Source organism: Candidatus Rokuibacteriota bacterium (genome assembly GCA_016188005.1).
Lineage (GTDB): Bacteria > Methylomirabilota > Methylomirabilia > Rokubacteriales > CSP1-6 > UBA12499.
The window spans coordinates 18,878-44,964 of sequence record JACPIQ010000083.1 but is presented as its reverse complement, the minus strand read 5'-3'; the positions used below and the strand labels follow the sequence as shown (position 1 = coordinate 44,964).

The window sequence follows — 26,087 nt, the reverse complement described above, 5'->3', positions numbered from 1 at the left end:
GGAGTCGAGATGGAGTTCGGACTGATCCCCTGCAAGTGGGACTATGGCGACGCGATCCGGGAAGCGACCCTCGCCGAGACGCTCGGCTTTGACTCCGTCTGGGCGGTGGAGCACCACGGGGATCCCCTCGTCTGCCCGTCGCCGCTCCTCGCGCTGGCGGGCTACGCCACCCGGACGACGCGGATCAAGATTGGTTCGTACGTGGTGGTCCTGCCGCTCCACCATCCGGTCGAGGTGGCTGAGGCCGGCGCCTTCCTCGACGTGATGTCGAACGGGCGCTTCGTGCTCGGTCTGGGCCTCGGCTACCGGGACGAGGAGTTCCAGCTGTTCGGTGTGCCGATGCGGGAGCGGGTCGACCGGCTCGTGGAGGGCGCCGAGATCATCAAGGCGCTCTGGACGACCGAGGAGGTGACCGTGAAAGGCCACTTCCACACGGTTCCACGCGTCACGATCCATCCCCGCCCGGTCCAGCGCCCGCGCCCGCGGATATGGATCGGTGCCGCCGTCGACAAGGCGATCCGCCGCGCGGCCGTCATCGCCGACGCCTGGGTCGCCAGCCCCGCCGGAGACCTCGACGAGCTGGCGCGAGGCACGGCGGCGTACTGGGAGGCGGTGCGCGAGGCGGGGGTCCCGGCCGGCGACCGGGAGATCGTGGTCTCCCGCGAGGTGTTCGTGGGCCAGACGCGCGCGGAAGCGCTGAAGGTCGCGGGCGAGGCCTTCCTCGGGCTCTACCGGCACACCTATATCCAGTGGCACCCGCGGTTCCGTGGAATGAAACCCGAGGACGTGACCTTCGAGAGCTTCGCCGAGAACCGGTTCATCGTCGGCGATCCCGCGGAGTGCGCGGCGAGGATCCTCGCCTTCCACCGGCAGCTCGGCTTCCGCCACTTCATCTGCCGGATGCACGCGCCGGGCATCCCACTCGAGGCGGTTCAGCGTTCGATGGAGCTCTTCGCGAAGGACGTGGCTCCGGCAGTCCGGGCCGCCGTCGGTGCCGCGTGAATTTCGATCTCACGCCCGAGCAGCAGCTGATCCAGCGGACGGCGCGTGAGCTGGCGGAGCGTGAATTCCGCACCGACGCGCTGGACTGGACCCGGCGCGACGCTTTCCCGTGGGATCGTGCACGGACGCTCGCCAGGGCCGGACTCCTCGGCCTGACGATCCCCGAGGCGGATGGCGGCCAGGGCGGCAAGCTCCTCGACGCCGTGCTCGCGCTCGAGCAGGTGGCGCAGGTCTGTCCGCGAAGCGGCGACGTCGTCCACGCGGGCAACTTCGGCGCGATCCGCATCCTCGCGGGATGGGGGACGGCGGCGCAGAAGGCGACCTTCCTGCCCGCGTTGCTGGCGGGGGAGGCGCTGATGGCCGTCGGGCTCACGGAGCCGGAGGCGGGCTCGGCGGCGACCGATCTCCGCACGAGCGCCCGAATCGAGGGTGATCGGGTCGTCATCAACGGGCAGAAGGTCTTCACGACCAACGGTCCTCACGCGACCCTGTTCCTCGTCTACGTGCGCTTCGGCCCCGGCGTCCGCGGCATCGGCGCCGTGCTCGTGCCGCGCGACACGCCGGGCTTCCGCAGGGGCGAGCCCGCGCACTTCATGTCGGGGGAGCGGTGGACGCCGCTCTACTTCGAGGAGTGCGCGGTGCCCGTCGAGCTGATCGTCGTGCCCGCGGGCGGCTTCGGCCGGCTGATCATGACGTTCAACATTGAACGGCTTGGCAACGCGACCCGCTCGCTCGCGCTCGGCCAGGCGGCGTTCGACTACGCCGTCGGCTACGCGGCGGAGCGCCGGCAGTTTGGCCGGCCGCTCGCCGAGTTCCAGGGGATCCAGTGGAAGTTCGCCGAGATGAAGATGAAGCTCGAGGCGGCGCGGCTCCTGCTCTACCGGGCCGCCACCCACGCCGACCGCGGCGCGCCGAGCGCGCTCGACACGGCACTCGCCAAGGCCTACGCGAACACCGCGGGGTTCGAGGTCGCCAACGAGTGCCTGCAGGTCCTCGGCGGCTACGGCTACTCGGCGGAGTATCCGCTCGAGTACCTGATGCGCCGGACCCGCGGCTGGATGATCGCGGGCGGCACGGTCGAGATCCTGAAGAACCGGATCGCGGAGGAGATCTTCCACCAGCGCTTTCCGCAGCGACCGAGTGATTGAAGGCACGGGCGCGTCGGCCCGAGGCGCCGAGATGAGATTCGGCCTGTTCGTGTCGCCGCAGCATTTCGCGGTGGACTCTCCCGTCGCCAAGGTCGCCGAGCATGTGGAGCAGGTCCGGCTGGCGCACGCGCTCGGCTTCGACTCCGTCTTCCTCGGCCAGCACTTCCTGGCCGAACCGTACAGCTACCTGCAGCCCTTGCCGATGCTCGCCCGGCTGGCTGCTGAGGGGCCGGGAATGGTGTTCGGCACCGCCGTGCTGTTGCTGCCGCTCTACCATCCGGTCGGGCTCGCGGAGTACATCGCGACGCTCGACGCGATCTGCGATGGCAAGTTCATCCTCGGGGTCGGCTTGGGCTATCGCGACGAGGAGTTCAGGGCGTTTGGAGTCGACAGGCGCACGCGGGCGTCGCGGCTCGAAGAGGCGCTCGTGCTGCTGAAGAAGCTCTGGACCGAAGACACGGTGAGCTTCCACGGGCGGCACTTCCACATCGACAACGTCAGCACGAAGACGAGGCCGGTCCAGAAGCCAGGTCCGCCGATCTGGCTCGGCGCTCATACCGACGCGGCCGTGAAACGCGCGGCCCGAGTGGGCGACGCCTGGCTGCTGACGCCGACCGACGAGCTCGCGCTCATGGAGCGACAGCTGACGCTCTACCGCGAGACCCGTCTGGAGGCCGGAAAGGACGCGGACTCGGGAATCCCGATGATGGTCGAGACGTACGTGGCTCCTGACGCGGCGAGCGCGCGGAGCGACGTCGAGCCGTACCTGCGCAACAAGTACGGCGCTTACGCCCGGTGGAAGAGCACGGGGACGCGGGGCGACGAATCGACCGGCATGGAGCGGCTCTTCACCGAACGCTTCATCATCGGGGACCCGGAGCGCTGTGTCGTGATGCTGAAGTCACTGCACACGCGGCTGGGCGTCGATCATGTCCTGTTCCGGGTCGAGTGGCCCGGGATGGAGCGAGACAAGGTCCTCAGGACGATCCATCTGATCGGCCGCGAGGTCATGCCGGCCCTGAGGGCCGCATCCCCGGATCAAGGAAGGACGATGCCGTCGTGAAATACGGCCTCCTCATCTCTGCGCAGCATTCCCCCACCGAGGATTTCGCCGAGAAGGTGCGCCAGCACGCCGAGCAGGTGGCGACGGCGTACGCCTATGGGCTCGACTCCGTGTTCTTCGCGCACCACGCGCTCGCCAACCCGTACGCGTACTTCCACCCGCTGGCCCTGCTCGCCCGGCTGGCGGCGGAGGGGCCCCGGATGATCTTCGGTACGGGGGTGCTGATTCTCCCGCTCTACCATCCGGTCGACATGGCGGAGCACGTCGCGACCCTCGACGCGATCTGTGGCGGCCGGCTCGTGCTCGGCGTGGGCCTCGGGTACCGCGACAACGAATTCGCGGCGTTCGGACTCAAGCGGAGCGCGCGCGTCCAGCGGTTCGAGGAGTCGCTCGCGCTGATGAAGAAGCTCTGGACCGAGGACTCGGTGACGTTCCAGGGAGAGCACTTCCAGGTCGAGAACGTGACGACGAAGACGCGCCCCGTGCAGAAGCCTCACCCGCCGATCTGGATCGGCGCGAAGAAGGACGTGGCGGTGGAGCGCGCGGCGCGGCTCGGAGACGCGTGGATCATCACGCCGACCGACGAGCTCCAGCAGGTCCAGCGGCAGGTGAAGCTCTACCGGGACGCGCGCGTCGCCGCGGGGAAGTCGGGCGACCCCGAGATCGCGATGATCGCCGAGACGTACGTGGCGCCCGACCGGACGGCGGCGCGCGGCGAGGCCGAGCCGTACCTCCGCAATAAGTACTCCGCGTATGCGCAGTGGAAGCGCCGGAGCGGCGAGCAGGTCGACGACTACTACAACATGGAGCAATTGCTCACCGACCGGTTCATCATCGGCAATCCGGCGGACTGCATCCGGGCGATCACATCGCTCCACGCGGCCCTCGGCGTCAATCACTTCCTCTTCCGGGTGCAGTGGCCGGGAATCGAACCCGCGAAGGTGCTGCGGACGATCCGCCTCATCGGAGAGGCCGTCATTCCCGCGCTCAAGTCGGAGATCAGCCGCTAGGAGGGAACACGGTATGGCGTTCATCAACCTGGTTGGAGTCAAGCTCCCCCCCGGAGAAGGCGGATGCGTATGACGAGTGGTGCACCGGAACACACATCCCGGAGGCGATGAAGTTCAAGGGGATACGGAAAGCGACTCGCTATCGAGTCGCCGGTACCTCCAAGGGCACTCCGGGAGTGAATGAGCTGACGATCATCGGGGCCAAGGAAGGTTATCCCAGCTTCATCACCATTTTCGAGTTCGACTCTGCCGAGGACTTCCAGAAGTACGAGGCCAGTCCCGAATTCGCGGCGGCGCAGAGGGATTGGTTTGCCAGAAAGGGAGAGCTGAAGGTCGAAGCCTTCTGGCGTGCGCAGTTCGAATCCATCGCGAGCTGGGAGCGCTAGGCGGGACGCCTTCCCCCCCTACCCTCCGTAGGTCGCCTCGATCCGTCGCACCTCCGGGAGCCCGACGATGTCGTGGTACTGCTCCCACGACACGAAGGCGCCCGGCAGGTGATCCGTGGAACCGACCTTCTTGATCTCGGCCAGGACGTTCAGCGCGGCTCTCGCGGCGCTGAAGAGGATCGTCAGGGGAAACACCACGAGCTTCACGCCGAGCAGTCCGAGGCGTGGCACCGCGATCGCCGGCCGGTTCGGGGCCGGGTCGGCGTTGATGTACGCGAGGGGGTGCCGGACCGCTTCCAGGATCTTCGAGACGTCCTCTTCCCCGTTCGGACCTGAGAACATCAGCAGGTCGGCTCCCGCGTCACGATAGGCGATGCTGCGCTCGATCGCGCGGTCGAGGCCCTCGAGCCCGATCGCATCCGTCCTGGCAATGACCTTGAGGTTGTGATCCCTGCGCGTGTCGGTGCAGGCCTTGATCTTGCCGACCATCTCCCGACGCGTGATCAGTGTCTTGCCGGCCAGCACGCCGCACCGCTTCGGCGTCCGCTGGTCCTCCAGCTGGAGGCCCGAGACGCCGGCTCGCTCGAATTCGCGCACGGTACGGACGACGTTCACGGCGTTCCCGTACCCGTCGTCGACGTCGACGAGGAGGGGGATCGCGACGCTGTCGGCGATCTGCGCGGCGCGATCGAGCACCTCTTTCATGCTCAGCACGCCGACATCGGGCTTGGCCAGGCTGCCGGCGACGGCGAAGCCCGACATATAGACCGCGTCGAAGCCACTGACCTCGACGAGGCGGGCACCGAGCGCATCGGCAACCCCGGGAGCCACCACGGGTCCCTCGCCGGCCAGGAGACGGTCGAGCCGGGCGTTCTTGTCGTGCGCCGACATCTGCGTGCCCTCCTCCGGGCCCCGGCACGATGAGGCGTCTCACCCCACCGAGAGGCGGGTGCCGACTGCCAGCGCCAGGGGCGTGTCGGACATGAGTGTGCGCGGGGCGGCCCTTCCGACCTGGAGCGTCGCGCGGGTGGGGCCGGTGACCCCAGCTGTCTCTGTGCTAGAGGCCGCTTCTATACCCGATCCTGGTCTCGCGATAGGCCGCGGCGATTCTCTCCCGGCGTGCCTCGGGCCAGTCCGGTTGCCATGCCAGGCCCAGGTCCTCGCCCACGAGGACGATGGCGACATCGGTGAGCCTGGGTTTCTTCTCGATAATGGTGGTGACATTGCACATCCGCTCTGGTGACCTGCAGTCAGTACAGTACCCCTTCGTCGCGCACGGCGTCCTCCTGCCCTTCGTCCTGGCGTGATAGGGGGCGATGACGTTCTTGATCCGGTCAAGCGCCTCGTTCACATCCCGGACGATCTTGTTCGTCCCGATGACCAGGATGACCTTCCTCGGCCCGAAGATCATGCCCCCCACCCGGTTCCCCACGCCATCGATGTTTACCAGCTTGCCGTCCAGGGTCAGGGCGTTGCTGCTGGCCAGCAAGACATCGGCGCGCAGGCTCTGCCGGTGGACCTCCTCCACCGGCAGGTCGCTCGGCACGAGAGGGTCGACGACCGCCGTCCCCCGCTCTCTGAGGCGCGCCACGATGCCGAGCTGCCTGACGGTGGTGGAGCCGGGAGCTCCGACGGTCGCCTCCAGGGGGATCATGCCGAGCACCAGGTCGGCCGCCGCGCCACGATCTCCCACGAACTCCACCGGGCTGAAGCGGTTTCCCTTCAACGTCTCGATGAGTGTCTCGACATTCTTCGCAGTTCCAGCCTCCATTCGGGGCCTCCTCCGCGCGCGTACGTTGTCGTCTCAGCCTCGCCTACCGTAACCGACTATACTAGCGGGGGCCAGAGGTGGATTTCGCCGAGCCAGGCGGGAGAGGGGGCGCGATGACACCGAGCGAGGGCGGTCCCACCCGAGAGATCGCTCGATTCGTCGCGCGGGTCCGGTACGAGGACCTGCCGCCCTCGGTGGTGACCCGGGCGAAGGCGCTGATGCTCGACGCGCTCGGCTGCGCGATCGGCGGGACGCAGCTCAAGCTCGGGCGGCAGATCATGCAGCTGTTCGCGGAAGTCCGGTCTGCCGCTCGCGGAGCGGCCGCGCAGCCAGATCAAGAACAACTTCGGCTGGGCCAGCATGGGGGCGGTCCTCGCCCCGCAGCTCACGCGGTGCGGCGTCCTCGGCAACCGGACGTTCCTCGACGGGCCACGCGGGTTCTGGGTGATGGGCGGATCGGGCCGGTTCGACGAGCGGGTGCTGGTCGAGGGACTCGGCGAGCGTTATCACCTCGAGGAGGTCGCGCTGAAGCCCTTCGCGTGCTGCCGCTAGACGCACACGGCGGTGGAAGCGATCGCGCACCTCCGCGCCGCCCACGGCGTGTCCGCCGCCGACGTCGCGCGCGTGCGCGTGCGGACGTTCGCGGAGGTCGCGGGCGCCTTCAACCTCCCGGCGCCCCAGACGATCATCGACGCGCAGTTCGCGTTGCCGTACGTGATCGCGCTCGAGCTGCACGACCGGTCGCCGGCCGCGGGCATGGACGAGAAGGACATCCGCGACCCGCGCATCCTGGCGACTGCGCGGCAGGTCGAGCTCGTCGAGGACCCCGCGATGACGGCGGCCTTCGAGGACACCGGCGAGATGCCGGCCGAGGTCGAGGTGCAGACGGTGGACGGTCGCGCGTATCGCCGGCGTGTCGGGGTCCCGAAGGGTGATCCGGCCCGGCCGCTCGGGACGGACGAGATCGAACGGAAAGCGCGGCTCCTGATCGAGCCGGTGGCCGGCGGCGCGAAGGCGCATGCGTTCATCCAGCGGATCAGGGACCTCGAGCGCCACGGCGCGGCGGACCTCCTGCCGCCCCTGTTCGACGGGGACGGAGCCGCGCCGCCTGTGGCACGCGGGTGGCGCCTCGGCGAGCCGACACCGATGGGATCATGACCCCGGCGGCGGCCCGCTCTCGACCGGCAGAGTGATCAGGACCGTGGTCCCGACCCCGCGCTTGCTCTCGACCTCTACCGAACCCCCGTGGCCTTCCACGACCCGCCGTGTAATGGCCAGGCCGAGCCCCGTGCCGTGGTTCTTGGTCGTGTAGAAGGGCTCGAAGATGTGCCCGAGCCGCTCCTGCGGAATACCTTCGCCCGTGTCCTGGATCGTCACCCGGACCCACGACTGGCCATCGCGGACCAGGCGTTCCGCCTGCACCCGCAGCACACCGCCGGCGGACAGCGCGTCCACCGCGTTCTCCAGCACCCCGAGGAAGGCCTGCTGGAGCTGGACCTCGTCAGCCACCAACCGGGGAAGATCAGGAGCCAGGTGGCGCTCCACCGTGACCTGCCGGCTGGCGATGCGTTCGCCCAGGAGGGAGAGCACTTCCTCCAGCACGGCGCCGAGATCCATGCTCGCCGCCCTCAGCTCGAACGGGCGGACCGAGTCGAGCAGGGCTCGGAGCCAGCGCCCCAGCCGGTCCACCTCGGCCATGATGCTGGCGAGATACTTCTCCGTGACCGCGCGGTCGATCACGCGGTCGAGCGCGACCTGCGCCGCAGCGCGGATGTTGGCGAGCGGGTTGCGGATTCCGTGGGCGACCGCTGCGCTCACCTCGCCGATGGCTGCAAGCCGCTCGGCCGCCCGGAGCTGTTTCTGCGCCTCGCGTAGCTCCAGGTTGGCGCCGCTGAGCGCGATGGCCTGACGCTCGAGGTTCCGGCGCTGCACCTCGAGCTGCCGCGAGGCGCGATGCACCATCCCGAACAGAACGGCGTACAGGAGCACGGCTCCCGCCAGTGACGTGATGACGATGGTCCAGCGGTCGCGCCACAGGTTCGCGAGCGCCGGTGCGGGGTTCTTGTAGACCTCGACGACGCCGACGATGCTGGCGGTGCCCGGCGTGGCACCTGGGGAGAAGGAGAGAGGGACGTAGAGCTCGACGCTCTCCGTGAAGTGCCACTCATAGAGATTCTCCGCCTGCCGCGCGCGCTCGAGGCGGGCGACCGCCGACCCGCGTAGCGCCTCGGCGAGCCCGGCGTTGCCGGGGAAGCGGATGCCCACCAGGCGAGCCTCGTCCGACCAGATGACGCGCATGTCGGGGTCGTACAGCTTGATGCGTCGGATTTCCAGACGGCCCAGCGCCCGGCGGAAGACGCGGTCGAAACGCTCCTGGGTGACGGGGTTCCGCCAATCGCGGAAATCGTCGGCGCGCAGGAGCGAGTAGGCCTCCGTGCGGATGGCGTCGGCGCTCACCGTCCGCTCCCACTCGAGGAGGTCGTCACGGAGGAGAGTCCACTGGACCACCACCTGGAGCGCCGTGATCAGCCCGATGATGACGAGGCTCATGAGGGCGAAGGTGCGGCTGAGGGAAAGGGACCGTCGCCTCATGTGGCTCCCAGGCGATTCTACGTCAAGGCGGCCCGGCCGGCCCGGCTGCCATCGCCCGGCCCCGGTGTGGGCAAAACCCCAGGGGCTGTGCAAATCAGCACGGTCCGGAGGCCCCGGGCAGGCCCAACTCGTTCCCGCGAAGAACTCTTGGCTCTGCCCTACCCATCCGGCGTGAGCGGTTGCAACATGCGGACCGATGCGCCCATGGGTGCTCAGGCATCGCCTGGCGGATTGGCACATCCCTTGCTAGCATGGGCGCCAGACGCCTCGGGACGCCACCGGACAGTGCAGTGTGCACGTCGGGGAAGTTGGGAGCGCCACAGAGCCCCGTCACGCGGCGGGGAAAGCCCCGAGCACCGCTGAGGTCAAGGACGTGAGACGGAGAACGCCCGCACCCGGGATCATCGTGCTGGCGCTGGCGATCACGCTGGGGTGTGGCACCGTCATCGCCCAGGCCCAGTTCGACCTGGCGGTCATCGCATTCGAGCGCCAGGACTACGATGGCGCCATCGCGCGCCTGGACCAGACGATCCGGGAGGGGGGCGACTCCGCCCGCGTCCGGACCCTGCTCGGGTGGGCGCGGTACAGGAAAGGCAATCTCGCGCAGGCGCGGGCCGAGTTCGAACGCTCCCTGCGCATGAATCCCGCCGACCCGAACGCCTTCTACGCGCATGAGGGCCTCGGCTGGATCGCGTACAAGTCCGGCGAGCACGACCGCGCCATCGCGGCCTTCTCGGAGTCGCTCAGGCGGTCCCCGGGATACCCGAACTCCCATACCGGCCTCGGCTGGAGCTATCTGGGCAAGCGCGATCTGCTGCGTGCCGAGGCGAGCTTCAAGGAGGCGCTCGATCGCGTCCCCGACGAGCCTGACGCGCGCCGGGGGCTCGGCTTCGTCGCCTATCACCGTGGCCAGTGGGACAAGGCCATCGAGCGCTTCCAGGCCGTGCTGCGCCGGAACGAGCGGGATACCTTGGCCCGCTCCGCTCTGGGGTGGACGTACTACTACAAGGGCGACTACGCGAAGGCCCGCCCTGTCTTCGTCGACGTCGCCCGCAGAGAACCGACTTGGGCGGATCCGCTGGCCGGGCTGGCCTGGGTCGCCGAGCGCCAGGGACGGCCGGAGGAGGCGAAAGCCCACTTCCGCGCCGCGATGACGAAGTCCGCCCGCTACGTGACGACTCCCGATCTGAAGACGCTGCTCGCCGCGCGCCCTGCGTGGCTCGACCTCTGGCGAGAGCTCGGGTGGAGCCTCTATCACCAGCGCGCTTTCGCCGAGGCGGAGGCCGAGTTCGAGAGGCTCCTGGCCAGGCATGCGAGCGACGCCGACGGGCTGCGAGGTCTGGGATACGCGCGCTACGCGCTGAAGCGCCACCGCGATGCCGTGGCTCCGCTGCGGCGCTCGCTGGCCTCCGGCGTGACGCTGCCACCCGTGCGCGAGCAGGTCGAGATCCCCGGGACCTCGAGGCTCCACCCGATCCTGAGCAACGCGGCCTCCACGCTGGCCTGGAGCCTCTACTACTCGGGGGATCTCGCGGGGGCGCTCCAGCAATTCAGGGAGGTCACGCAGCGTCATCCCGACTGGCCGGATCCGTGGAGCGGTCTCGGCTGGACCTCGCTCAAGCTCGGGAAACGAGCGGAGGCGGAACCCTTCTTCCGCCGGAGCCTCCAGGCGGAGCGGGACTACCCCGACGCGTTGCAGGGCCTGCAGGCGCTGGGAAAGGCGGCGAAGTGATGGCCGGCGGGGGCCTGCCGCCATCCGTCCGCTTCGCGGAGTCGGTGACGCTCAAGGTCGGGCCCGAGCGCGGCTTTCTCTTCGATCAGCGCACCGGCAGGGTGTACTCCCTGAACGGCTCGGCGGCGCTGGCGTCCTTCCGGCTGAGCGAGGGCGCGGCGACCCAGGACGTCATCGCCGCTGTCCTGGAGGCCTTCGAGGTGGATCTGGAGACGGTCCGTGCGGACCTGGCTCGCTTCGTCGCCCAGCTCGTCGAGGAAGGGCTGGCCAGCGTCGATGGGTGAGACCTGGATCGGCGTCACCGGACTGCATGCCACGGACAACCCTCACCCGGGGCTGGCGGTGATCCGCGCGCTCCGCCGGGCCGATCCGTCGTGGCGCATCCTGGCGTTGATCCCGGACCGGCTCGTGACGGGCGCCTTCGCCCCCGACCTCGTCGATGCCCACGCCCTCGTCCCCTCGCCGTGGGCCGGGCGTGGGCCGCTGGCTGCACGGCTGGCCGCCATCGTCCGCCGCCACCCGCTGGACGTCGTGATCCCGACGCTCGACGGCGAGCTCGATCACTACGCGAGGCTGCGGGGGACGCTGCGGCGCCTGGGCGTCCGCAGTTGCCTGCCCTCGACAGGTGCCCTCCACGCCTGCGCGAAGGCGCGCCTGGCGGCGCTGGCCCGGCGAGCGGGGGTGGCGACGCCGGAGACGGAAGTGCTGGGCTCGGCCGATGCCGTCTGGCGCGCCGCCGCCCGCCTCCGCTACCCTCAGGTGCTCAAGGGCGCCCTGGTCGACTCGGCGGTGGCGCACTCGGTCGAGGAGTTCCGCGTGGCGGGCACGGAGCTGGCCGCGCAGTGGGGGTACCCGTTGCTGGCGCAGCCTCTCGTCCACGGCGAGGAGTACGACGTGGCCGTGGTTGCCCGGCGCGGTGAGCTGCTCGGTGTCGCCGTCATGAAGAAGCTGTCGGTCACGAACAAGGGCACCGCCTGGGCGGGTGTCACGGTGGAGGAGCCGGGGCTCGTGGCGGAGACGCGCCGCCTCGTGCGCGCCCTCCGCTGGGACGGCGGCCTGGAGGCCGAGTTCATCCGCTCGCCCGACGGTCGCGCCTACTGTTTCGAGATCAATCCGCGGTTCCCGTCCTGGATCGCGCTGGCTGCGGACGCGGATGCCAACCTCCCCGCCCTGCTGGTGCGTCTGGCCCTGGGTGACGACGGCGAATCGCTCGGAGCCAGGCCGGGGTGGCTGTTCGCGCGGGTGGTCGCCGAGCACGTCTTCGCGGGTAACCCGCTCGCCTGCCTCGACGGGCGGCAGGTGCGGGTCGGGTTGCTGCGGCCGGCCGGGGCGCCTGCGGCGCCCGGGGCCGCGAAGGGCGCCCTCGCGCGGTCGGGGCGTGTCGCCATCACGGGCCTCAACGCCTCGGACAACCCCTCTCCCGGCCTGACGGTGGCCCGCTCGCTGCGGCTGGCATCCCCGCCGCCAGGACTGGTGGGCCTGACCCATGAGGTGCTGGCGACTGGCGCCTACGTGGACGGGCTCTGGGACGAGGTGCGCCTGCTGCCCTTCCCGTCGCGGGAGGAGGGCGGATATCCGGATGCGCTCGTCGAGCAATGCCGCGCCGCGGGTGTGGACTGCCTGCTGCCCACGCTGGACATCGAGATCCCACTCGTGTCCTGGCTCGTGCCTCGCCTGGCCTCCGCGGGCGTGGCGGCGCTCGTCCCGACGGCCGACGCGCTGGCCGCGGCCTCCAAGCCGCGGCTGCCGGCGCTCGCCGCGCGCAAGTTCCGGCTGCCGCGCGCGATGTCCATCGCGGGCTTCGACGATCTGCCGGACGCCGCCAAGGAGCTGGGGGCGACCTTCGTCCTCAAGGGCCCGCTGGCCGACGCCCGGGTCGTGAGATCGCCGGCAGAGGCGCGGGTCATGGCGCGGCGGCTGGCCGCCACGTGGAATTTTCCCCTGATCGCCCAGGAATACGTCGACGGCGAGGAGTTCGGCATCGCCGCCGTGGCGGACCGACGCCATCGCGTGGTGGGCGCGGTGGTGGTGCGAAAGGAGATCCGCACGCTGAACGGCAACACGTGGGGCGGCTCTGTCGTGAGTGACCGCCGGCTCAAGGGCCTGGCCGACCGGTTTGCCGAGGCGCTCGCCTGGGTCGGCCCCTTCGAGCTCGAGGTGATCCGCCATCCGCGGCGCGGCGCGTTCCTCATCGAGGTGAACCCGCGCTTCCCCGGCTGGGTCTACCTCTCGGCTGGCGCCGGCGCCAACCTGCCCTGGGCCGCCGTGCGGCTGGCTCGCGGCGAGCGTGTCGTCTCCCTCGAGGCCCGCCCGAAGAGCTTCTACGTGCGGATGGCCTGGGACGCGACCTCTCCGATCGACCGGATGGCGACCCTGGCGGTGGAAGGGAGGGTCGGCGGCCATGTCGGCTAGGGGATCCTCACGGCCGAGCCGGAAGCGGCCCTATGAGCCCATGGGGCTCACGCGCCACACCTTCGGCGCGATCAGCAAGTACTCCGGAGCCGCGCTCAACACCCGGGCCCCGCTCGTGCCGACGAGCGTGGTGGACAGCCTCGACGGCTGTGACGTGCGCGCGCTGGCGCGCCAGTTCGGCTCCCCGCTCTTCGTCGTTGCGGAAGCACGGCTGCGCGAGGAGTTCCGGGCCTTCCGCGCCGCGTTCCGCCAGGTGTACCCCCACACCGAGGTGGCGTACTCGTACAAGACGAACTACCTCACGGGCATCCGCGCGATCCTGCACGAGGAAGGGGCGTGGGCCGAGGTGGTCTCGGGGCTCGAGCACGACATGGCCGAGCAGCTCGGCGTGCCCGGCGAGCGCACGATCTTCAACGGTCCTTACAAGACCGACGAGGACCTTCGCCGCGCCGTCAAGGCGGGCGCGTGGATCAACGTCGACAACTTCGACGAGCTCACGGCCCTCGAGCGCGTCGCTGGCGAGATGGGCCGCACGCCCGCCATCGGCCTCCGGCTGGCCGTCGCGGTCACGGAGACGCCCTGGGAGAAGTTCGGCTTCAGCCTGGAGGCGGGGCTGGCGGAGGAGGCGGCGCGTCGTGTGGCGGAGTCCGCGTCCCTCAGGCTGGCCGGGCTCCACATCCACCTTGGCACCGATCTGCCGAGGCCTGAAGTGTTCAGAGACCTGCTGGCCCTGGTCATCCCGCTGATGGCCAAGCTCGAGCAGCGCCACGGCGTCCGCTGGGAGATGCTGGACCTGGGCGGCGGCTTCCCCAACCGGCACCGTTATGCGCGCGGCCGTCCGGGCACATCGCCAGACGACGTGTTCCCGGCCTTTGCGGGGGCCATCGCGAAGCCGCTCGCGTCAGCGCTCCGGCGCCTTGCCAGCCCGCCGAAGCTCGTGCTCGAGCCCGGCCGGGCCGTCGTGGAGCACCCTGTGTTCCTGCTCACGACGGTCGCGGCGGTCAAGCGCCTGCCGGGCGGTGCCAAGGCTGCGGTGCTCGACGCCGGCGTCCACCTGCTGCCCACGGCCTACTACTCCCTGCTCGACATCGCCCCCACCGAGACCACGCCCTTGTCCGTGGAGGACGTGACGCTGTTCGGCCCCCTCTGCATGCAGGTGGACTGCCTGGGCTCGGGGCTTCGCCTGCCTCCGCTGCGGCGCGGCGTGCTGCTGGTGGTCAAGAATTGCGGCGCCTACACGGATTCCCAGTCGCTGCAGTTCATCCAGCCGCGGCCGGCCGTGGTGCTGGTGTCGGCTGGACGCGCCGATCTCCTCCGCGAGGCCGAGTCCCTGGAGCACTTCGTGGGCCGGGACCGGCTCCCGCCGAGGCTCGGGCCGCTGTCGACCAGGCCTCGTCGGAGGCCGTGACGCTCCTCGGCGTCGCACGGGGCGCCCCCGCAGCGGCTGGCGCATGGGCCGCAGCCCACGGGCAGGTGTTCTTCTGTGCCTCGGCCCTGAGCGGCCTCGCCTTCCTCGTGGGCTTCGCCTTGCTCGCCCCGCGCGCGACGGGCATGGGCGCGGTGGGGGGCGCGGCGGCCACCCTGGTGGCCCTGGCGCGCGGCTACCCGCGACGGCCGTGGCGCAGCGGGCTGTACGCATATGCCGGTGTCCTGGTCGGCCTCTACTGGGGCGTGCTCTTCGAGCCCGGGCCTGCCACGTGGGCCGGCCTCGTCGCCGCCGCTGCCGCGTCGGCCCCGCTCACGCGCCTGGCCTACCGGCTCTTCATGCCGAGACAGATCCCGACGCTGGCGCTCCCTGCCCTGGTCCTCGTCTGGCTCACCGCTCCCCTTCTCGGCCGTGCGACCGGAGCGCCACACCTGGCGGTGGGCTGGGAGCTCCTCGGCTGGACCGCTCTCTTCCTGGGCCTGGTCGCCCACTCGCGGCTCCTCGCGCTTGCCGGCCTGCTGGGCGCGCTCTGCGGCGTGGCGATGAGCCTGCTCCTGGGCGTGGCGATCGAGCCCGGCCTGATCGCCAACACCGTCCCGACGGCGATGGCGCTGGGCGCCGTGTATCTGCCGTTCACCGGGATCTCCCTGCTCGTGGCCGGGCTCGGGGCGGCAGCGGCGGGCGGCCTCTGGTGGGGCGCTCTGTCCGTCGCTCCCGCGTGGCTGCCACCCCTGGTGGCTCCGTTCAATCTCGTCACGCTCGCGGTCCTGGCCGTGCTCCGGGTTCACGCGCTCCGCCGATGGCTCCCCGGCTGCCCGGCACCCCTGCCGCTCGAGAGCATCACGAGTGCGGAGCGGAGTCGCGCCGCCTGGCTGTCCCGCCGGACGCTGCTCGACTTGGTCCGCCGGGCCAGGCGGATCGGCGTGCTGACCGGCGCCGGCGTGAGCACGGAAACGGGCCTGCCTGACGTGCGCGGCGCCTTCGGGCTCGGCCAGTCACAGCGCCGGGTCACCCTCGCGGACTTCCTCGCCTCGGCAGAGGCGCGCGCGGAGTACTGGCGCCAGGAGGAGCGCTTCTTCCGTCTGGTCCAGCGCGCCGGCCCTGCGGCGGCCCACCACGCCGTCGCAGCGCTCCACCGCCAGGGCCGCCTCTCGGCCGTCGTCACGCAGAACGTGGATGGTCTGCACCAGGCGGCCGGCGTCCCTCCAGATCGGGTGATCGAGATCCACGGCAACATCCACGGGGCGCGGTGCCTCGACTGCGGGCACGCGGTGCCCCGCGGCCTGCTCAGCGAGCGGATCGCCGCTGGCCCCGGCACCCTCTACTGCGAGCGCTGTCAGGGGCTCCTCAAGGGCGGCGGCGTGCTGTTCGGGGAGCCAGTGGCCCCCGAGCGCCTGGATGCCGCGCTCCGGGCCCTGCTGGCCTCCGACCTGTGGCTGGTGCTCGGGACCTCACTGGCCGTGGCGCCCGTGTCCGATCTGCTCCGGTGGGCGTCCGAGGCCGGCATTCCCGTGGCGATCATCAACGCGACGCCGACGCCGCACGACGATCTGGCCACCGTCACGGTGATGGCCGACGTGGGGGCGACGCTGCTCGAGGTGGCGGACAGCGCCCCCCGGCCCCCCGGTGGCCCCCCGGCCGTTGACAGCTCGGTCCGGTCTTGCTAGGTATCTCGCACCAGCGTTGCTCTGTGCGTCGGCCCATTCCAGCTCTCGCGAGGGGGGCCGGGAGGAATCCCATGGGGACGTTCGAGTACTTCAGCGGCATTCCCGAGGTCGGGATCGTGCCCCGCGCGCCGCATGCGGGCTCGCTGCTCCGGCATGTCTACGAGCAGGAGCACGGCCGTGGCGGCTTCGCGGGCAAGGTCAGCCACACCTATCACCTCTACCCGCCCAGCAACTGGCTGCCCGGCGAGACGCGGCAGCTTCCGGCCGGCGCCTTCGCGCCCGACTGGGACTCCCCCCTGCGCCCCCTCGGCGGGGTCCACCACGCGCTCGAGGTGATGGCGCCCGCCGCGCCGCGCGACGTCTATCGCGGGATGGCCCGCCTCGTGGCCAACGCCACGGTGGCGATGAACGTCACGGCGCCCCGGGCATCCATGGACTACTTCTTCGAGCACCACTCGGCCACGCTGGTCTACTTCGTCCACCAGGGCGCCGGCACCCTCGAGACGACGTTCGGCCCCGTGGCCTACACGAAGGGCGATTTCCTCGTCGTGCCCAAGGGGATCACCCACCGCTTCGAGCTCGGGGCGGGGCCCCAGTACTACTGGATGTACGAGAGCTTCGCCGGCGACCCCGACAAGGCCGAGGCCCCCACCACCGGGCAGTTCATCACCCACAGCCGCAGCGACTACCGCTTTCCGCTGTCGCTCGAGACGCGCAACGAGGCGGGGCGCTTCGAGGTCGTCTCCAAGGTGGACGCCGCCTACACGCGCCGCGTCCACCCGACGCATCCCTTCGACGCGGTGGGCTGGCGCGGCAGCTACCTGCCCTACAAGCTCGCCGTGGAGGACGTGCGGCCGCTCTGCGCCGACCGCTCCCACGTGCCGCCCTCGGGCCACACGGTGTTCATCCTGCCCGGCTGCTATCTCTGCGTCTTCACCGTCCGCTCCGTGGAGAAGGAGGGGATGTGGATCCCCTTCTTCCACAAGAACCTGGACTACCTCGAGACCATCGCCTACCACTTCGGCGACTTCTTCAGCCGGGGTGGCGTCTTCCGCGAGGGCATGGTGTCGGTGCACCCGGTGGGGTTGCCTCACGGGCCTCATCCGCCGGCGCTCGAGGCCTTCCTGGACGGGCGGCGTCCCGACTCCTTCGAGGAGGTCGGGATCATGGCGGACTTCGCCACCCCGGCGCGGATCTCGGACGTGGCGCTGGGCCTGAGCGACGCGGACTACATGCGGAGCTGGGCGGCCTACGCCAGGGAGCCGCGCTTCCGCTTCAGCGAGACGCGGCTCCGGGAGGTGAGGCTTGTGGCCGACCGCCTGGCCGGGGAGCGGGACAGCGTGCGGCCCATCGTCCCCGAGTACGAGGACGGCCAGTGATGCGGGTCGGCATCTTCTCCGTCGCGGATCACTATCCGGAGGAGCTGAGGCGCCGCGCGAGCGAGCTCTACGGCGAGTTGCTCGACCAGGCGGAGGCGGCCGACGCCCTCGGCTTCGACTCCTTCTGGATTGCGGAGCACCACTTCCACGAGTATGGGGCCATCCCGCGCCCGCCGGTGTGGCTGGCCGCCGCCGCCGAGCGCACGCGGCGGATCCGCCTCGGGTCGGCCGTGGTCGTCCTGCCCTTTGACAACCCGCTCCGCACCGCCGAGGACTATGCCATGGTCGACGTGCTCTCCGGCGGGCGGCTCAACCTCGGCGTCGGGGCGGGATACCTCCGGCACGAGTACGCGGGCTTCGGGCTCCCCCTCGAGGAGAGGCGGGAGCGTTTCGACGAGGCCCTGGAGGTGTTGCTCCGCGCCTGGACGGGCGAGCGCTTCTCCTATGCCGGGAAGTTCCACCGCGTCGAGGACGTGCGGCTCAACGTACTGCCGCTCCAGACACCGCGGCCCCCCCTGTGGATCGCCACCCTCCGGGCCGACACCGCGGTGCGCATCGGCGCCAGGGGGCTGCCGGTGATGCTCATCCCGTACGCGAGCGCGGAGACGCTCGAGGAGATGCGGGCGGGCGTCGCCGCCTACAAGGAGGCCTACGTGCGGGCCGGCGGCCGCCCGGAGGAGGCGACGGTGCCGTTCGGCTTCCACTGCCACTGCGCGGAGAGCACGGCCGGGGCGCGGGCCGAGGCGCGGGAGCCCATGGAGCGCTACGTGCGGACACGCCTGTACGCGGTGCAGCGCCCGTTCGACACCCTCGTGGCGCAGGACGTGGTGGCATTCGGCGACCCCGACGAGGTCGTCCGCGTGGCGCGCCGCTATGAGGCGGCGGGTTTCACCCACTTCCTCGCCATCGCCAACTTCGGCGGGCTGCCGCACCGGCAGGTGCTGCGCTCGATGGAGCTCATGGCCGGGCACGTCCTCCCGGTCTTCCACCCGGCGGCAGAGACAGTCCCGCCCGCATGAGCGTCACCGCCGTGGCCGCCCCCCGGGCCCGCGCCTGCCCGGCCGACGGTGGTGGCCGCGTCCCTGGCTCCCGCCATCGAGCGGAGGTGTCGGGCGCGCCGGCGCCGCCGGCTCAGAGGTCCCGCGCGGCGGGCAGTCCCGGCAGGGAGCCCGCCGCGCGGACGGCGCGCACGATGGCCTGGGCCACGACCTCGGCCGCCGCCTGGCCCACCGCCTCCAGGTCGGCTGGCGCCTCCCCCACCGACAGGCAGAACAGCGCATCCCCGTCGGTGTCGAGATGCGGGGGGGAGAGGGCCCGCCCGAAGCCCGCGGTGGCCATGCGTGCCACGTCCCGGGCCTCCTCCTTGGTGAGGGCGGCCGTCGCCGCCACGACGCCGATGGTGGTGTTCGTGGTGTGGAACGTGGGCGCCGGCGCGCCTGCGCGCAAGGCCGCGGCGGTGTCGATGAGCCGCCGGCCGTCCGCGGCATCGCGCGCCCCCGCGACCAGCTGGCCGGTCTCGGGATCGCGCACGTCCCCCACGGCGTTCACCACCATGACTGCGCCGACCGTCACCCCGGCGCGCCGCGTGACGGCCGAGCCGAGTCCGCCGCGCATGGCGCGCGCGTGGCCGTGGAGCTTGCCCACGGTGGCGCCGGTGCCGGCGCCCACATTGCCCTCGGCGACGGGACCGGGCCGCGCGGCCGCAGCGGCCTGATAGCCCATGGCCCGGTCGGGCCGGGCGCGGTGATCGCCCACGCCGAGGTCGAAGACGATGGCGCCGGCCACCAGCGGCACCACGGTGACGCCCACGGGGAAGCCGACCCCGTGCTCCTCGAGGTACTCCATGGCGCCCCAGATGGACTCGAGCCCGAAGGCACTGCCCCCGGAGAGGACGACGCCATGCGTGGTGGGCGCGACGTGGCGGGGGTCGAGGAACTCGATCCCGTAGACTCCCGCGGCGCGGCCGGAGATCTCCACGGCGCCCACGGCGGGCCGGTCCGGGAGGATCGCCGTGCAGCCCGTGAGGCCCACCAGGTCCGTCGCGTGGCCGACGCGGAGGCCGGGGATCACGCTAGTGCTCTCGCGGGGAGGGCGCGCGGCTCACCTCGGCCGCCTTGACGCGGCCGAGGGCGACCTCACCGCCCAGCTCGAGCCCCCGGCCGACCATGGCTCGCACGATCGGGATGGACCCGACTGGGCGAGACTCGTCGCTCAGCGCCGCCGCCGTCGCGAGGGCGAGCGCGGCGGGCTCCTCGCGCCCGGTGGCCCGGAAGATCCACGCCATCTCTCGCAGCCGCCTCGCCCATCTCCCCCTCGCGGCCCCGCGGAAGGCCTTTGCGATGGCCCCGTCCACGATGGCCGCCTCGCGCTCCGCCTTGACCTGGTCCGTCACCACGAGCCGGCTGTCCTTCATCTCGAGGAGCGCGACGGCGTCCTCCTGGATCGCCGCGGGGTCCACGAACCACCCCGCCAGCTCCGGGAGCTGCATGAGCTCGGCCGACCGCCCCACGAGGGTCGGATCTGCCTCCGGCGCGGGCGCCGCCTCAGGCGGCGCGTCGGCAGCGGGGCGAGAGTCGAACAGCGCGCGCCAGCGCGAGAAGCCCGTCGGGGGGTCCGTGCTCGCGCCGGCGTGAGCGGCGAGCGCCTCGTCAACGAGGGCGCAGGCGCGGCCGGGATCGCTCTCGACCCACGGGAGCTTCTGGCTCTCGCGGAGCGAGGCGAGCTCGGCCTCGAGGCGCTTGCGGGTGATGGGACCGCCGGCCACGTCCACGATGCCCGCCTCGTCGTTGAGGAGAAGCGAGCAGAGCGTCAGCGCCCCGCCGAGCCCGCCTTCGAAGAGAATCCAGACCGCGCGCGACCCGGACCCGTCGATGCCGGAGAGCCAGGCGGCGACGGCGCGCTCCGGCTGTCGCCTCACGATGGGCGCCCGGGCCGGGGCGGCCACGACGCCCGGGGCGGCGATCCCGGATTGCTCGAGCCGGTACAGCGCCCGCCGGGCCACCTTGCGCAGGGCCTTGCCCGGCGGCTCGTGGGCCAGCCGGGCGATCAGGGGCGCCGCGGCGGCGCCGTGCTCTCTCACGAGGGCGCGGAGCGCGCTGTCCAGCGAGGCTTCGGAGACGCCGGCGAGATCCGGGAGGGCGCCCGTCGCCAGAGCGGCGTCGAGCGAGGCCAGGCACGCGGCGCTGTCGTCCGCCGGAAGGGATCGCGTCATCAGGTCGGGCAATGGCCGGAGGCCCGGCGCCTCGCGCGCTGGCAGGAGCGGGGGAGCCGTCCCGGTTCCACCTCCGCATGGTACCAAATCCTCGCCCCCCGTCGCTGGCGGGTGCTAGACTTGGCGCCATGATACTTCGAGGCGGGGACTCGACGGAGATGACCGAGATGGACAGTCACGACCTGGATCTCGTACGCCCGCAGCGCCCGTGGTTCCTGATCGGGGCCGCGCTCGTCCTGGTGGTGCTCGTGGCGGTGCTCTGGGGCAAGTGGGCGGAGAGCCGCACCGAGGCGCAGCGGCTCAGGGTCGAACTGAAGGACGTGTACGCCGAGGCCGAGATGCTGCGGTCGAAGTCGACCCACGCCGAGCAGCAGGTGACGCTGCTCGAGCAGCAGGTCAAGGCGCTCCGGACCGAGCGGGAGGAGGTGCTCTCGCGGCTGGCCGTGACACGGGCGCCCAAGGCCAAGGCTGCCCCCGTCCGGCCGGCGGCCCGCGACGGCCTCCCCCCCAGGCGCCGCTAGGTTCCCGCCCCGGCGCCCCCCTCCAGCACCCGCAGGGCGCCGAGAAAGGTCCAGATGCGAGGCGGCGCCCGACGGCTGCGCGCGAGGCGTACTCAGCTTGGCGAGCCGAGCCGGAGGCGAGGTGAGCGGATCCGGAGATCCGGGCGAGCGTGAGCGAGCCGCGTTGAGCGTGCGGCCGAGGGCGCCGTACCTCCGCAGATGGGCCTTTGTCGGCGCCCTGCTACCGGGAGAGGACGCGGTCCCAGACCCCGAGCACCCGGTCGTTCTGCTCTGGCGTCCCGATCGCGATGCGCAGGTGGCCCGGGAAGCCCAGCCCCTCGCCGTCTCTCACCAGGAGGCCCGCCTTCATGAGCGCTTGCCGGAGGGGCCCTGCCTGCTCGCCGGCGCGAACCAGCAGGAAGTTGGCCTGCGACGGCGCCACCCCGGCGCCCCGCGCCTCCAGCGCGGCCAGGAGCCGCGGGCGCTCGGCGAGGACGAGTCCGCGCGTCCGCTTGAGATGGGTGGAGTCCTCGAGGGCCGCCAGCGCCGCCACCTGGGCGAACCGGTTGACATTGTAGGGGGCCCGCACCCGGTTCAGGCGGTCGATGACCTCCGGCCGCGCGATGGCGTACCCCACGCGCAGTCCGGCCAGCCCCGCGATCTTCGAGAAGGTCCGCATGACGATCACCCTCGGGAAGCGGCGCAGGAGCACCACGCCGTCGGGCGTGTCCGGGTCGTCGCAGAAATCCCGGTAGGCCTCGTCCACCACGACGACGGGCGGGTCGTCGCCGAGCCCCTCGATGAAGCGCAGGAGCATGCTCCCGCGGACGATGGTGGAGGCCGGGTTGTGCGGCGTGCAGACGAAGACGAGCTTCGTGCGCGGGGTGATCCGGCGGCGCATGTCGTCGAGGTCGGTGTGGTAGCCGGCCAGCGGGCTCCGCACGACGGTGGCGCCGCCGAGCGCGGCCTCGGTGGCGTAGGGCTCGAAGGACGGGTCGGGGATCAGCACCTCGTCGCCGGGATCCAGCGCCGCGCGCCCGATGAACGTCACCACCTCGTCGGCCCCGTTGCCGATGATCAGCCACTCGGGCTCGACGCCCAGCGCGCGCGCGAGCGCCACCCGCAGCGCCGTGGCGCCGCCGTCCGGATAGAGGTGGGCGCGCCGGGCTTCCCGGCGCAGCGCCTCGATCACGGTCGGCGAGGGGCCCAGCGGGCTCTCGTTGGCAGAGAGGCGCACGACGCCTTCCATGGCCAGGGTCCGCTCGATCTCCTCGAGCGAGGGGCCCGCCTCGTAGGGCGTCACCTGATCGAGCGCCGCGCGCCAGATGCGTCGCATGGAGAGCCATTGTAGCCGGAGGGGCAAGTCTGCGCCAGATTTGACAGCCTTCAGCCCCGCATGTACCGTTTCGCCATGACGGGGGAGCTCTTTCGCCAGGTGCGGCGGGTGGAGGCCCAGGCCGAGAAGGGCCTCGAGGGCGCGCCGGCCGAGCGGACCGAGCGCCGTCGGCGGCTGCGCCTGGAGCTCCTCAGGCAGCACCTCGCCTCCAACGTCGACTTCCTCCGGGCAGCGCATCTCGGCGGCGCTTCCGGCCAGCAGTCCGTCCAGGCCTACGCCGCGTTCATGGACGGCTTCCTCGCCACGCTCTACGGCCTGGCCGTGCAGGACGCCAAGCAGGAGGGCGCGCCGCCGGCGCCCATGGTGCTCGTGGCGCTGGGCGGCTATGGCCGCGGCGAGCTGCACCCGCTCTCGGACCTCGACCTCATGGTGATCTACGACGGCGACCTGGGGCCCATGGTCCAGCGCGCCACGCAGGGCCTGCTCTACACGCTCTGGGACCTCGGGCTGCAGGTGGGCCACTCGCTGCGGAGCCTCCCCGACTGCGTGGCCATGGCCCGCACCGACTTCACGAGCCGCACCTCCATGCAGCAGGCCCGCTACCTCGTCGGCGACCGGCGGCTCTTCGGCCGCTTCCGCAAGGTGCTCGCCGAGAACGTCTACCGGAAGGACTTCGGCCAGTTCCTGGAGACGACACTCGCCGAGCGCGACCAGCGCTACCGGAAGTTCGGCGGCTCGCCGTACATGGGTGAGCCCAACGTGAAGGAGTCCGCCGGGGGGCTGCGCGACATCCACACGGCCATGTGGCTGGCCTCCACGAAGTTCGGCACGCGCACGCTGCGGGAGCTGGCGGAGAAGCGGCTCATCACCGACCGCGAGCAGCGTACGGCCGACGCGGCGCTCACCTTCCTCTGGCGCGTGCGCAACGAGCTGCACTTCCTCTCCGGCCACAAGAACGACGTGCTGTCGCGCGACGTGCAGCCGCAGATTGCCAAGAACTTCGGCTATGCGAGCGACGAGGTGTCGCTGGGCGTGGAGAAGTTCATGCGCGACTACTACCTGCACGCGCGGGTGATCCACCGCGTCTCCCGGCGGCTCATCGCCCGCTGCCGCGAGACACTCTCGCGCCCCCGCCCCGTGGGACGCCGGCTGCGGCAGGAGGCGCTGGCCGACGGGCTCTTCGTGCTCGACGGGCAGCTCCGCCTGGTGGAGCCCGACGGCCGCGCGTTCCGCGAGGATCCACTCCGGCTCATGAAGGTGTTCTGGCACTCGCACCGGCTCGGCGCCGAGCTGGGGATCGACCTCGAGCGCGCCGTGGAGGACTCGCTGGACCTCGTGGACGAGCGGTGGAAGGCCTCCCCCGAGGTGCGGGACCTCTTCCTCGCCATCTGCCGGGACTGGGGGCGGGTCGCGCAGACCCTGCGGGGGATGCACGAGCTGGGGCTCCTGGGACGCTACCTGCCCGAGTGGGCCGCGCTGACCTGCCTCGTGCAGTACGACGTCTATCACCGGTTCACCGCCGATCAGCATTCGCTGCTGGCCGTGGAGAACCTGGAGGCCCTCGCACCGGGGCACTCCGCCGAGGCCGAGGGCGCGGCGGAGGTGCTCAACGACGTCGCGCGCCCGGATCTCCTGATGCTCGGCATGCTGCTGCACGACATCGGCAAGGGGAAGGGCCACGGGCACGTGGCCAAGGGGATCCCCCTCGTCGAGGAGCTGACGGCGCGCATCGGGCTGCCGCCCGAGGACGCCCAGGCGGTGACTTTCCTCGTGGCGCACCACCTGACCATGTCGCACGTCGCCCAGCGGCGCGACATCGACGACCCGAAGACCATCGCCTCGCTGGCGGAGGCGGCGGAGACGCCCGAGCGCCTCCGCATGCTCTACCTCCTCACGGTCGCCGACATGCGGGCGGTGGGCCCGGGCATCATGACGGGCTGGCAGGCGCGGATCCTGTGGGAGCTGTGCGCGCGCACCATGGCCCGGCTCACCGGCGGCCGCTCCGAGCGCGTGAACCGGGACCGCGTGGCCGGCCGGGTCTGGGACGAGCTGGGGCGCGAGGGCACGCGGCGCGCGGTGCTGGCCCACCTGGCCATGATGTCGGAGCGCTACGTCATCACCACGCCGCCGCAGCGCATCGCCGCGCATCTGCGGCTCGTGGAGCGGCTCGAGGAGGACGGGGCGGCGATGGAGCTGTTCCACCATCCGGATCTCGGCTCCTCCGAGCTGGTCCTCGCCACGCGGGACGTACCCGGGCTCTTCTCGCTCATCGCAGGCACGCTGGCCTCCGAGGGGGTCAACATCCTCTCCGCGCAGATCCACACCCGGGCCGACGGGATCGCGCTGGACACCTTCCAGGTCAACGACCCGTTCGGCGGCACGGTGACGGACGATGCCCGGTGGCGCCGCACCCTGGATTCCCTGCACCGCGTGCTACGGGGCGAGCAGGCCGTGGAGGATCTCCTGGCGGCGCGCCGCGCCGCGCGCCGGGCCGAGGAACCCGTGCCCGGACCGCCCAAGATCTCGGTGGACAACCACCTCTCGGACACGCACACCGTGGTGGAGGTCAAGTGCCCCGACCGGGTGGGGCTCCTCTACCTCATCACCCGCACCTTCGCCACGCTCGGGCTCGATATCGGCAGCGCACGCATCGCCACGGAGATCGACCAGGCCTACGACACCTTCTACGTCGCCGACCGGCAGGGGCGCCGCCTCGAGGAGCCGGCCGCCATGGACCGGCTCCGGGAGGCCCTCGAGGATGCGCTGCTCAAGCCCCTGTAGCGCGGCGGCGAGATGCTGAGCCACTACAAGAGCCGCTTCCAGGGTATCGGCGATCCCGTGGCGCGCCTGCTCCTGCGGGCGCGCCTGAGACCCAATCACCTCACCATCGTCGGGCTCGGCGTGTCCTGTCTCGCGGCCTGGGCCTTCGCCGAGGGACAGCTCCGGCTCGCCGCGGTGCTCCTGGCGCTGTCCGGGCTCTTCGACTTCTTCGACGGCTCGCTGGCCCGGATGGCGGGCCAGGAGTCCTTCTTCGGGGCCTTTCTCGACTCCGTCGTGGACCGTTACTCCGACCTCGTGGTGCTGCTGGGCATCCTGGTTCTCTGCCAGCGCGCGGGGGACGGGCCCGGAAGCGCCTTCACCATGGCGGGTCTCGTGGGGACCGTGATGGTGAGCTACACCAAGGCGCGCGCCCAGTCCATCGGCATCGCTTGCGAGATCGGCATCATGGAGCGGCCGGAGCGCCTCATCCTGCTCATCGCGGGCGCCCTCTTCAACCTCCTGGTCCCCGCGATGGCGCTCCTCGCCGCGCTCACCCACGTCACGGCGCTGCAGCGGATCCTCTACACGCGCCGCGCCGCCCGGGCCGCTTCCCTCCACGCCCTCCCGCAGTAGGAGGTGCGGGACCGGGACGACGCCGCGGAGGCCGTGGCCGTTCCTCGATGAGGCCCTGC

At 71.4% G+C, this 26,087-nt stretch carries 23 protein-coding genes and 1 pseudogene; 18 read left to right on the top strand and 6 right to left on the bottom strand.

What is annotated here, in order from left to right; translation table 11 throughout:
- The first annotated feature begins 9 nt into the window (after positions 1-9).
- From HYV93_16240 to HYV93_16220, 5 genes are all read left to right on the top strand, one after another.
- Entirely contained in the window at positions 10-1,002 is a 993-nt protein-coding gene (locus HYV93_16240; protein MBI2527521.1) for an LLM class flavin-dependent oxidoreductase, read from the top strand.
- On the top strand, positions 999-2,150 hold the full coding sequence (locus HYV93_16235; GenBank protein MBI2527520.1) for an acyl-CoA dehydrogenase family protein: 1,152 nt from the start codon (positions 999-1,001) through the stop codon (positions 2,148-2,150). The genes HYV93_16240 and HYV93_16235 overlap by 4 nt, the downstream gene beginning before the upstream one ends.
- 31 nt (positions 2,151-2,181) lie before the next feature.
- On the top strand, positions 2,182-3,213 hold the full coding sequence (locus tag HYV93_16230) for an LLM class flavin-dependent oxidoreductase (GenBank protein MBI2527519.1): 1,032 nt from the start codon (positions 2,182-2,184) through the stop codon (positions 3,211-3,213).
- A complete protein-coding gene (locus tag HYV93_16225; GenBank protein ID MBI2527518.1) occupies positions 3,210-4,223 on the top strand; it encodes an LLM class flavin-dependent oxidoreductase in 1,014 nt (337 codons plus the stop codon). The genes HYV93_16230 and HYV93_16225 overlap by 4 nt, the downstream gene beginning before the upstream one ends.
- 107 nt (positions 4,224-4,330) lie before the next feature.
- Positions 4,331-4,609, top strand: a complete 279-nt coding sequence (locus tag HYV93_16220) for a hypothetical protein (protein MBI2527517.1) — start codon at positions 4,331-4,333, stop codon at positions 4,607-4,609.
- 18 nt (positions 4,610-4,627) lie between these two features.
- On the opposite strand, the gene HYV93_16215 is transcribed toward HYV93_16220, so the two are convergent.
- Together HYV93_16215 and HYV93_16210 are read right to left on the bottom strand one after the other, a co-directional pair.
- Positions 4,628-5,500 (bottom strand): isocitrate lyase/PEP mutase family protein, encoded by an 873-nt coding sequence (locus HYV93_16215; protein MBI2527516.1) that lies wholly within the window; start codon positions 5,498-5,500, stop codon positions 4,628-4,630.
- Positions 5,501-5,666: 166 nt separating this feature from the next.
- Positions 5,667-6,380 (bottom strand): lactate utilization protein, encoded by a 714-nt coding sequence (locus HYV93_16210; GenBank protein ID MBI2527515.1) that lies wholly within the window; start codon positions 6,378-6,380, stop codon positions 5,667-5,669.
- Between the two features lie 113 nt (positions 6,381-6,493).
- Here HYV93_16210 and HYV93_16205 point away from each other — a divergent pair.
- From HYV93_16205 to HYV93_16195, 3 genes and pseudogenes are all read left to right on the top strand, one after another.
- Positions 6,494-6,697, top strand: a pseudogene (locus tag HYV93_16205) (MmgE/PrpD family protein).
- 43 nt (positions 6,698-6,740) lie between these two features.
- Entirely contained in the window at positions 6,741-6,932 is a 192-nt protein-coding gene (locus HYV93_16200) for a hypothetical protein (protein ID MBI2527514.1), read from the top strand.
- 12 nt (positions 6,933-6,944) lie between these two features.
- Positions 6,945-7,538 carry an MmgE/PrpD family protein gene (locus tag HYV93_16195; GenBank protein MBI2527513.1) on the top strand — a complete coding sequence of 198 codons (594 nt, stop codon included), beginning with the start codon at positions 6,945-6,947 and terminating at the stop codon, positions 7,536-7,538.
- Here the strand turns inward: HYV93_16195 and HYV93_16190 are convergent.
- Positions 7,533-8,972, bottom strand: coding sequence for a hypothetical protein (locus tag HYV93_16190; GenBank protein ID MBI2527512.1), 1,440 nt, complete (start codon positions 8,970-8,972; stop codon positions 7,533-7,535). The genes HYV93_16195 and HYV93_16190 overlap by 6 nt on opposite strands.
- A 373-nt stretch (positions 8,973-9,345) precedes the next feature.
- On the opposite strand from HYV93_16190, the gene HYV93_16185 reads away from it, so the two are divergent.
- The 7 genes from HYV93_16185 to HYV93_16155 all read left to right on the top strand — a co-directional run bounded on the left by HYV93_16185 (position 9,346) and on the right by HYV93_16155 (position 18,607).
- Positions 9,346-10,704 carry a tetratricopeptide repeat protein gene (locus HYV93_16185; protein ID MBI2527511.1) on the top strand — a complete coding sequence of 453 codons (1,359 nt, stop codon included), beginning with the start codon at positions 9,346-9,348 and terminating at the stop codon, positions 10,702-10,704.
- Positions 10,704-10,988, top strand: a complete 285-nt coding sequence (locus HYV93_16180) for a PqqD family protein (GenBank protein MBI2527510.1) — start codon at positions 10,704-10,706, stop codon at positions 10,986-10,988. Before HYV93_16185 ends, HYV93_16180 begins: the two co-directional genes overlap by 1 nt.
- The gene (locus HYV93_16175) at positions 10,981-13,116 is read left to right on the top strand and encodes an ATP-grasp domain-containing protein (protein ID MBI2527509.1); all 2,136 of its coding nucleotides are present in this window, start codon (positions 10,981-10,983) and stop codon (positions 13,114-13,116) included. The genes HYV93_16180 and HYV93_16175 overlap by 8 nt, the downstream gene beginning before the upstream one ends.
- Positions 13,117-13,156: 40 nt before the next feature.
- A complete protein-coding gene (locus tag HYV93_16170; protein ID MBI2527508.1) occupies positions 13,157-14,524 on the top strand; it encodes an alanine racemase in 1,368 nt (455 codons plus the stop codon).
- On the top strand, positions 14,521-16,209 hold the full coding sequence (locus tag HYV93_16165) for an urea transporter (protein ID MBI2527507.1): 1,689 nt from the start codon (positions 14,521-14,523) through the stop codon (positions 16,207-16,209). Before HYV93_16170 ends, HYV93_16165 begins: the two co-directional genes overlap by 4 nt.
- A 71-nt stretch (positions 16,210-16,280) precedes the next feature.
- The gene (locus HYV93_16160) at positions 16,281-17,588 is read left to right on the top strand and encodes a homogentisate 1,2-dioxygenase (GenBank protein ID MBI2527506.1); all 1,308 of its coding nucleotides are present in this window, start codon (positions 16,281-16,283) and stop codon (positions 17,586-17,588) included.
- Positions 17,588-18,607, top strand: a complete 1,020-nt coding sequence (locus tag HYV93_16155; GenBank protein MBI2527505.1) for an LLM class flavin-dependent oxidoreductase — start codon at positions 17,588-17,590, stop codon at positions 18,605-18,607. The genes HYV93_16160 and HYV93_16155 overlap by 1 nt, the downstream gene beginning before the upstream one ends.
- Before the next feature lie 112 nt (positions 18,608-18,719).
- Here the strand turns inward: HYV93_16155 and HYV93_16150 are convergent, their stop codons facing one another.
- Positions 18,720-19,658 (bottom strand): P1 family peptidase, encoded by a 939-nt coding sequence (locus HYV93_16150; protein ID MBI2527504.1) that lies wholly within the window; start codon positions 19,656-19,658, stop codon positions 18,720-18,722.
- Position 19,659: 1 nt separating this feature from the next.
- Positions 19,660-20,799 carry a hypothetical protein gene (locus HYV93_16145; protein MBI2527503.1) on the bottom strand — a complete coding sequence of 380 codons (1,140 nt, stop codon included), beginning with the start codon at positions 20,797-20,799 and terminating at the stop codon, positions 19,660-19,662.
- A 167-nt stretch (positions 20,800-20,966) separates the two neighbouring features.
- Here HYV93_16145 and HYV93_16140 point away from each other — a divergent pair, with 167 nt between their 5' ends.
- On the top strand, positions 20,967-21,320 hold the full coding sequence (locus HYV93_16140; protein MBI2527502.1) for a hypothetical protein: 354 nt from the start codon (positions 20,967-20,969) through the stop codon (positions 21,318-21,320).
- A 220-nt stretch (positions 21,321-21,540) separates the two neighbouring features.
- On the opposite strand, the gene hisC is transcribed toward HYV93_16140, so the two are convergent.
- A complete protein-coding gene (hisC, locus tag HYV93_16135; protein MBI2527501.1) occupies positions 21,541-22,635 on the bottom strand; it encodes a histidinol-phosphate transaminase in 1,095 nt (364 codons plus the stop codon).
- Between the two features lie 60 nt (positions 22,636-22,695).
- On the opposite strand from hisC, the gene glnD reads away from it, so the two are divergent.
- The gene (gene glnD, locus HYV93_16130) at positions 22,696-25,416 is read left to right on the top strand and encodes a [protein-PII] uridylyltransferase (protein MBI2527500.1); all 2,721 of its coding nucleotides are present in this window, start codon (positions 22,696-22,698) and stop codon (positions 25,414-25,416) included.
- Between the two features lie 12 nt (positions 25,417-25,428).
- Entirely contained in the window at positions 25,429-26,028 is a 600-nt protein-coding gene (locus HYV93_16125; GenBank protein MBI2527499.1) for a CDP-alcohol phosphatidyltransferase family protein, read from the top strand.
- The last annotated feature ends 59 nt before the right edge of the window (positions 26,029-26,087 follow it).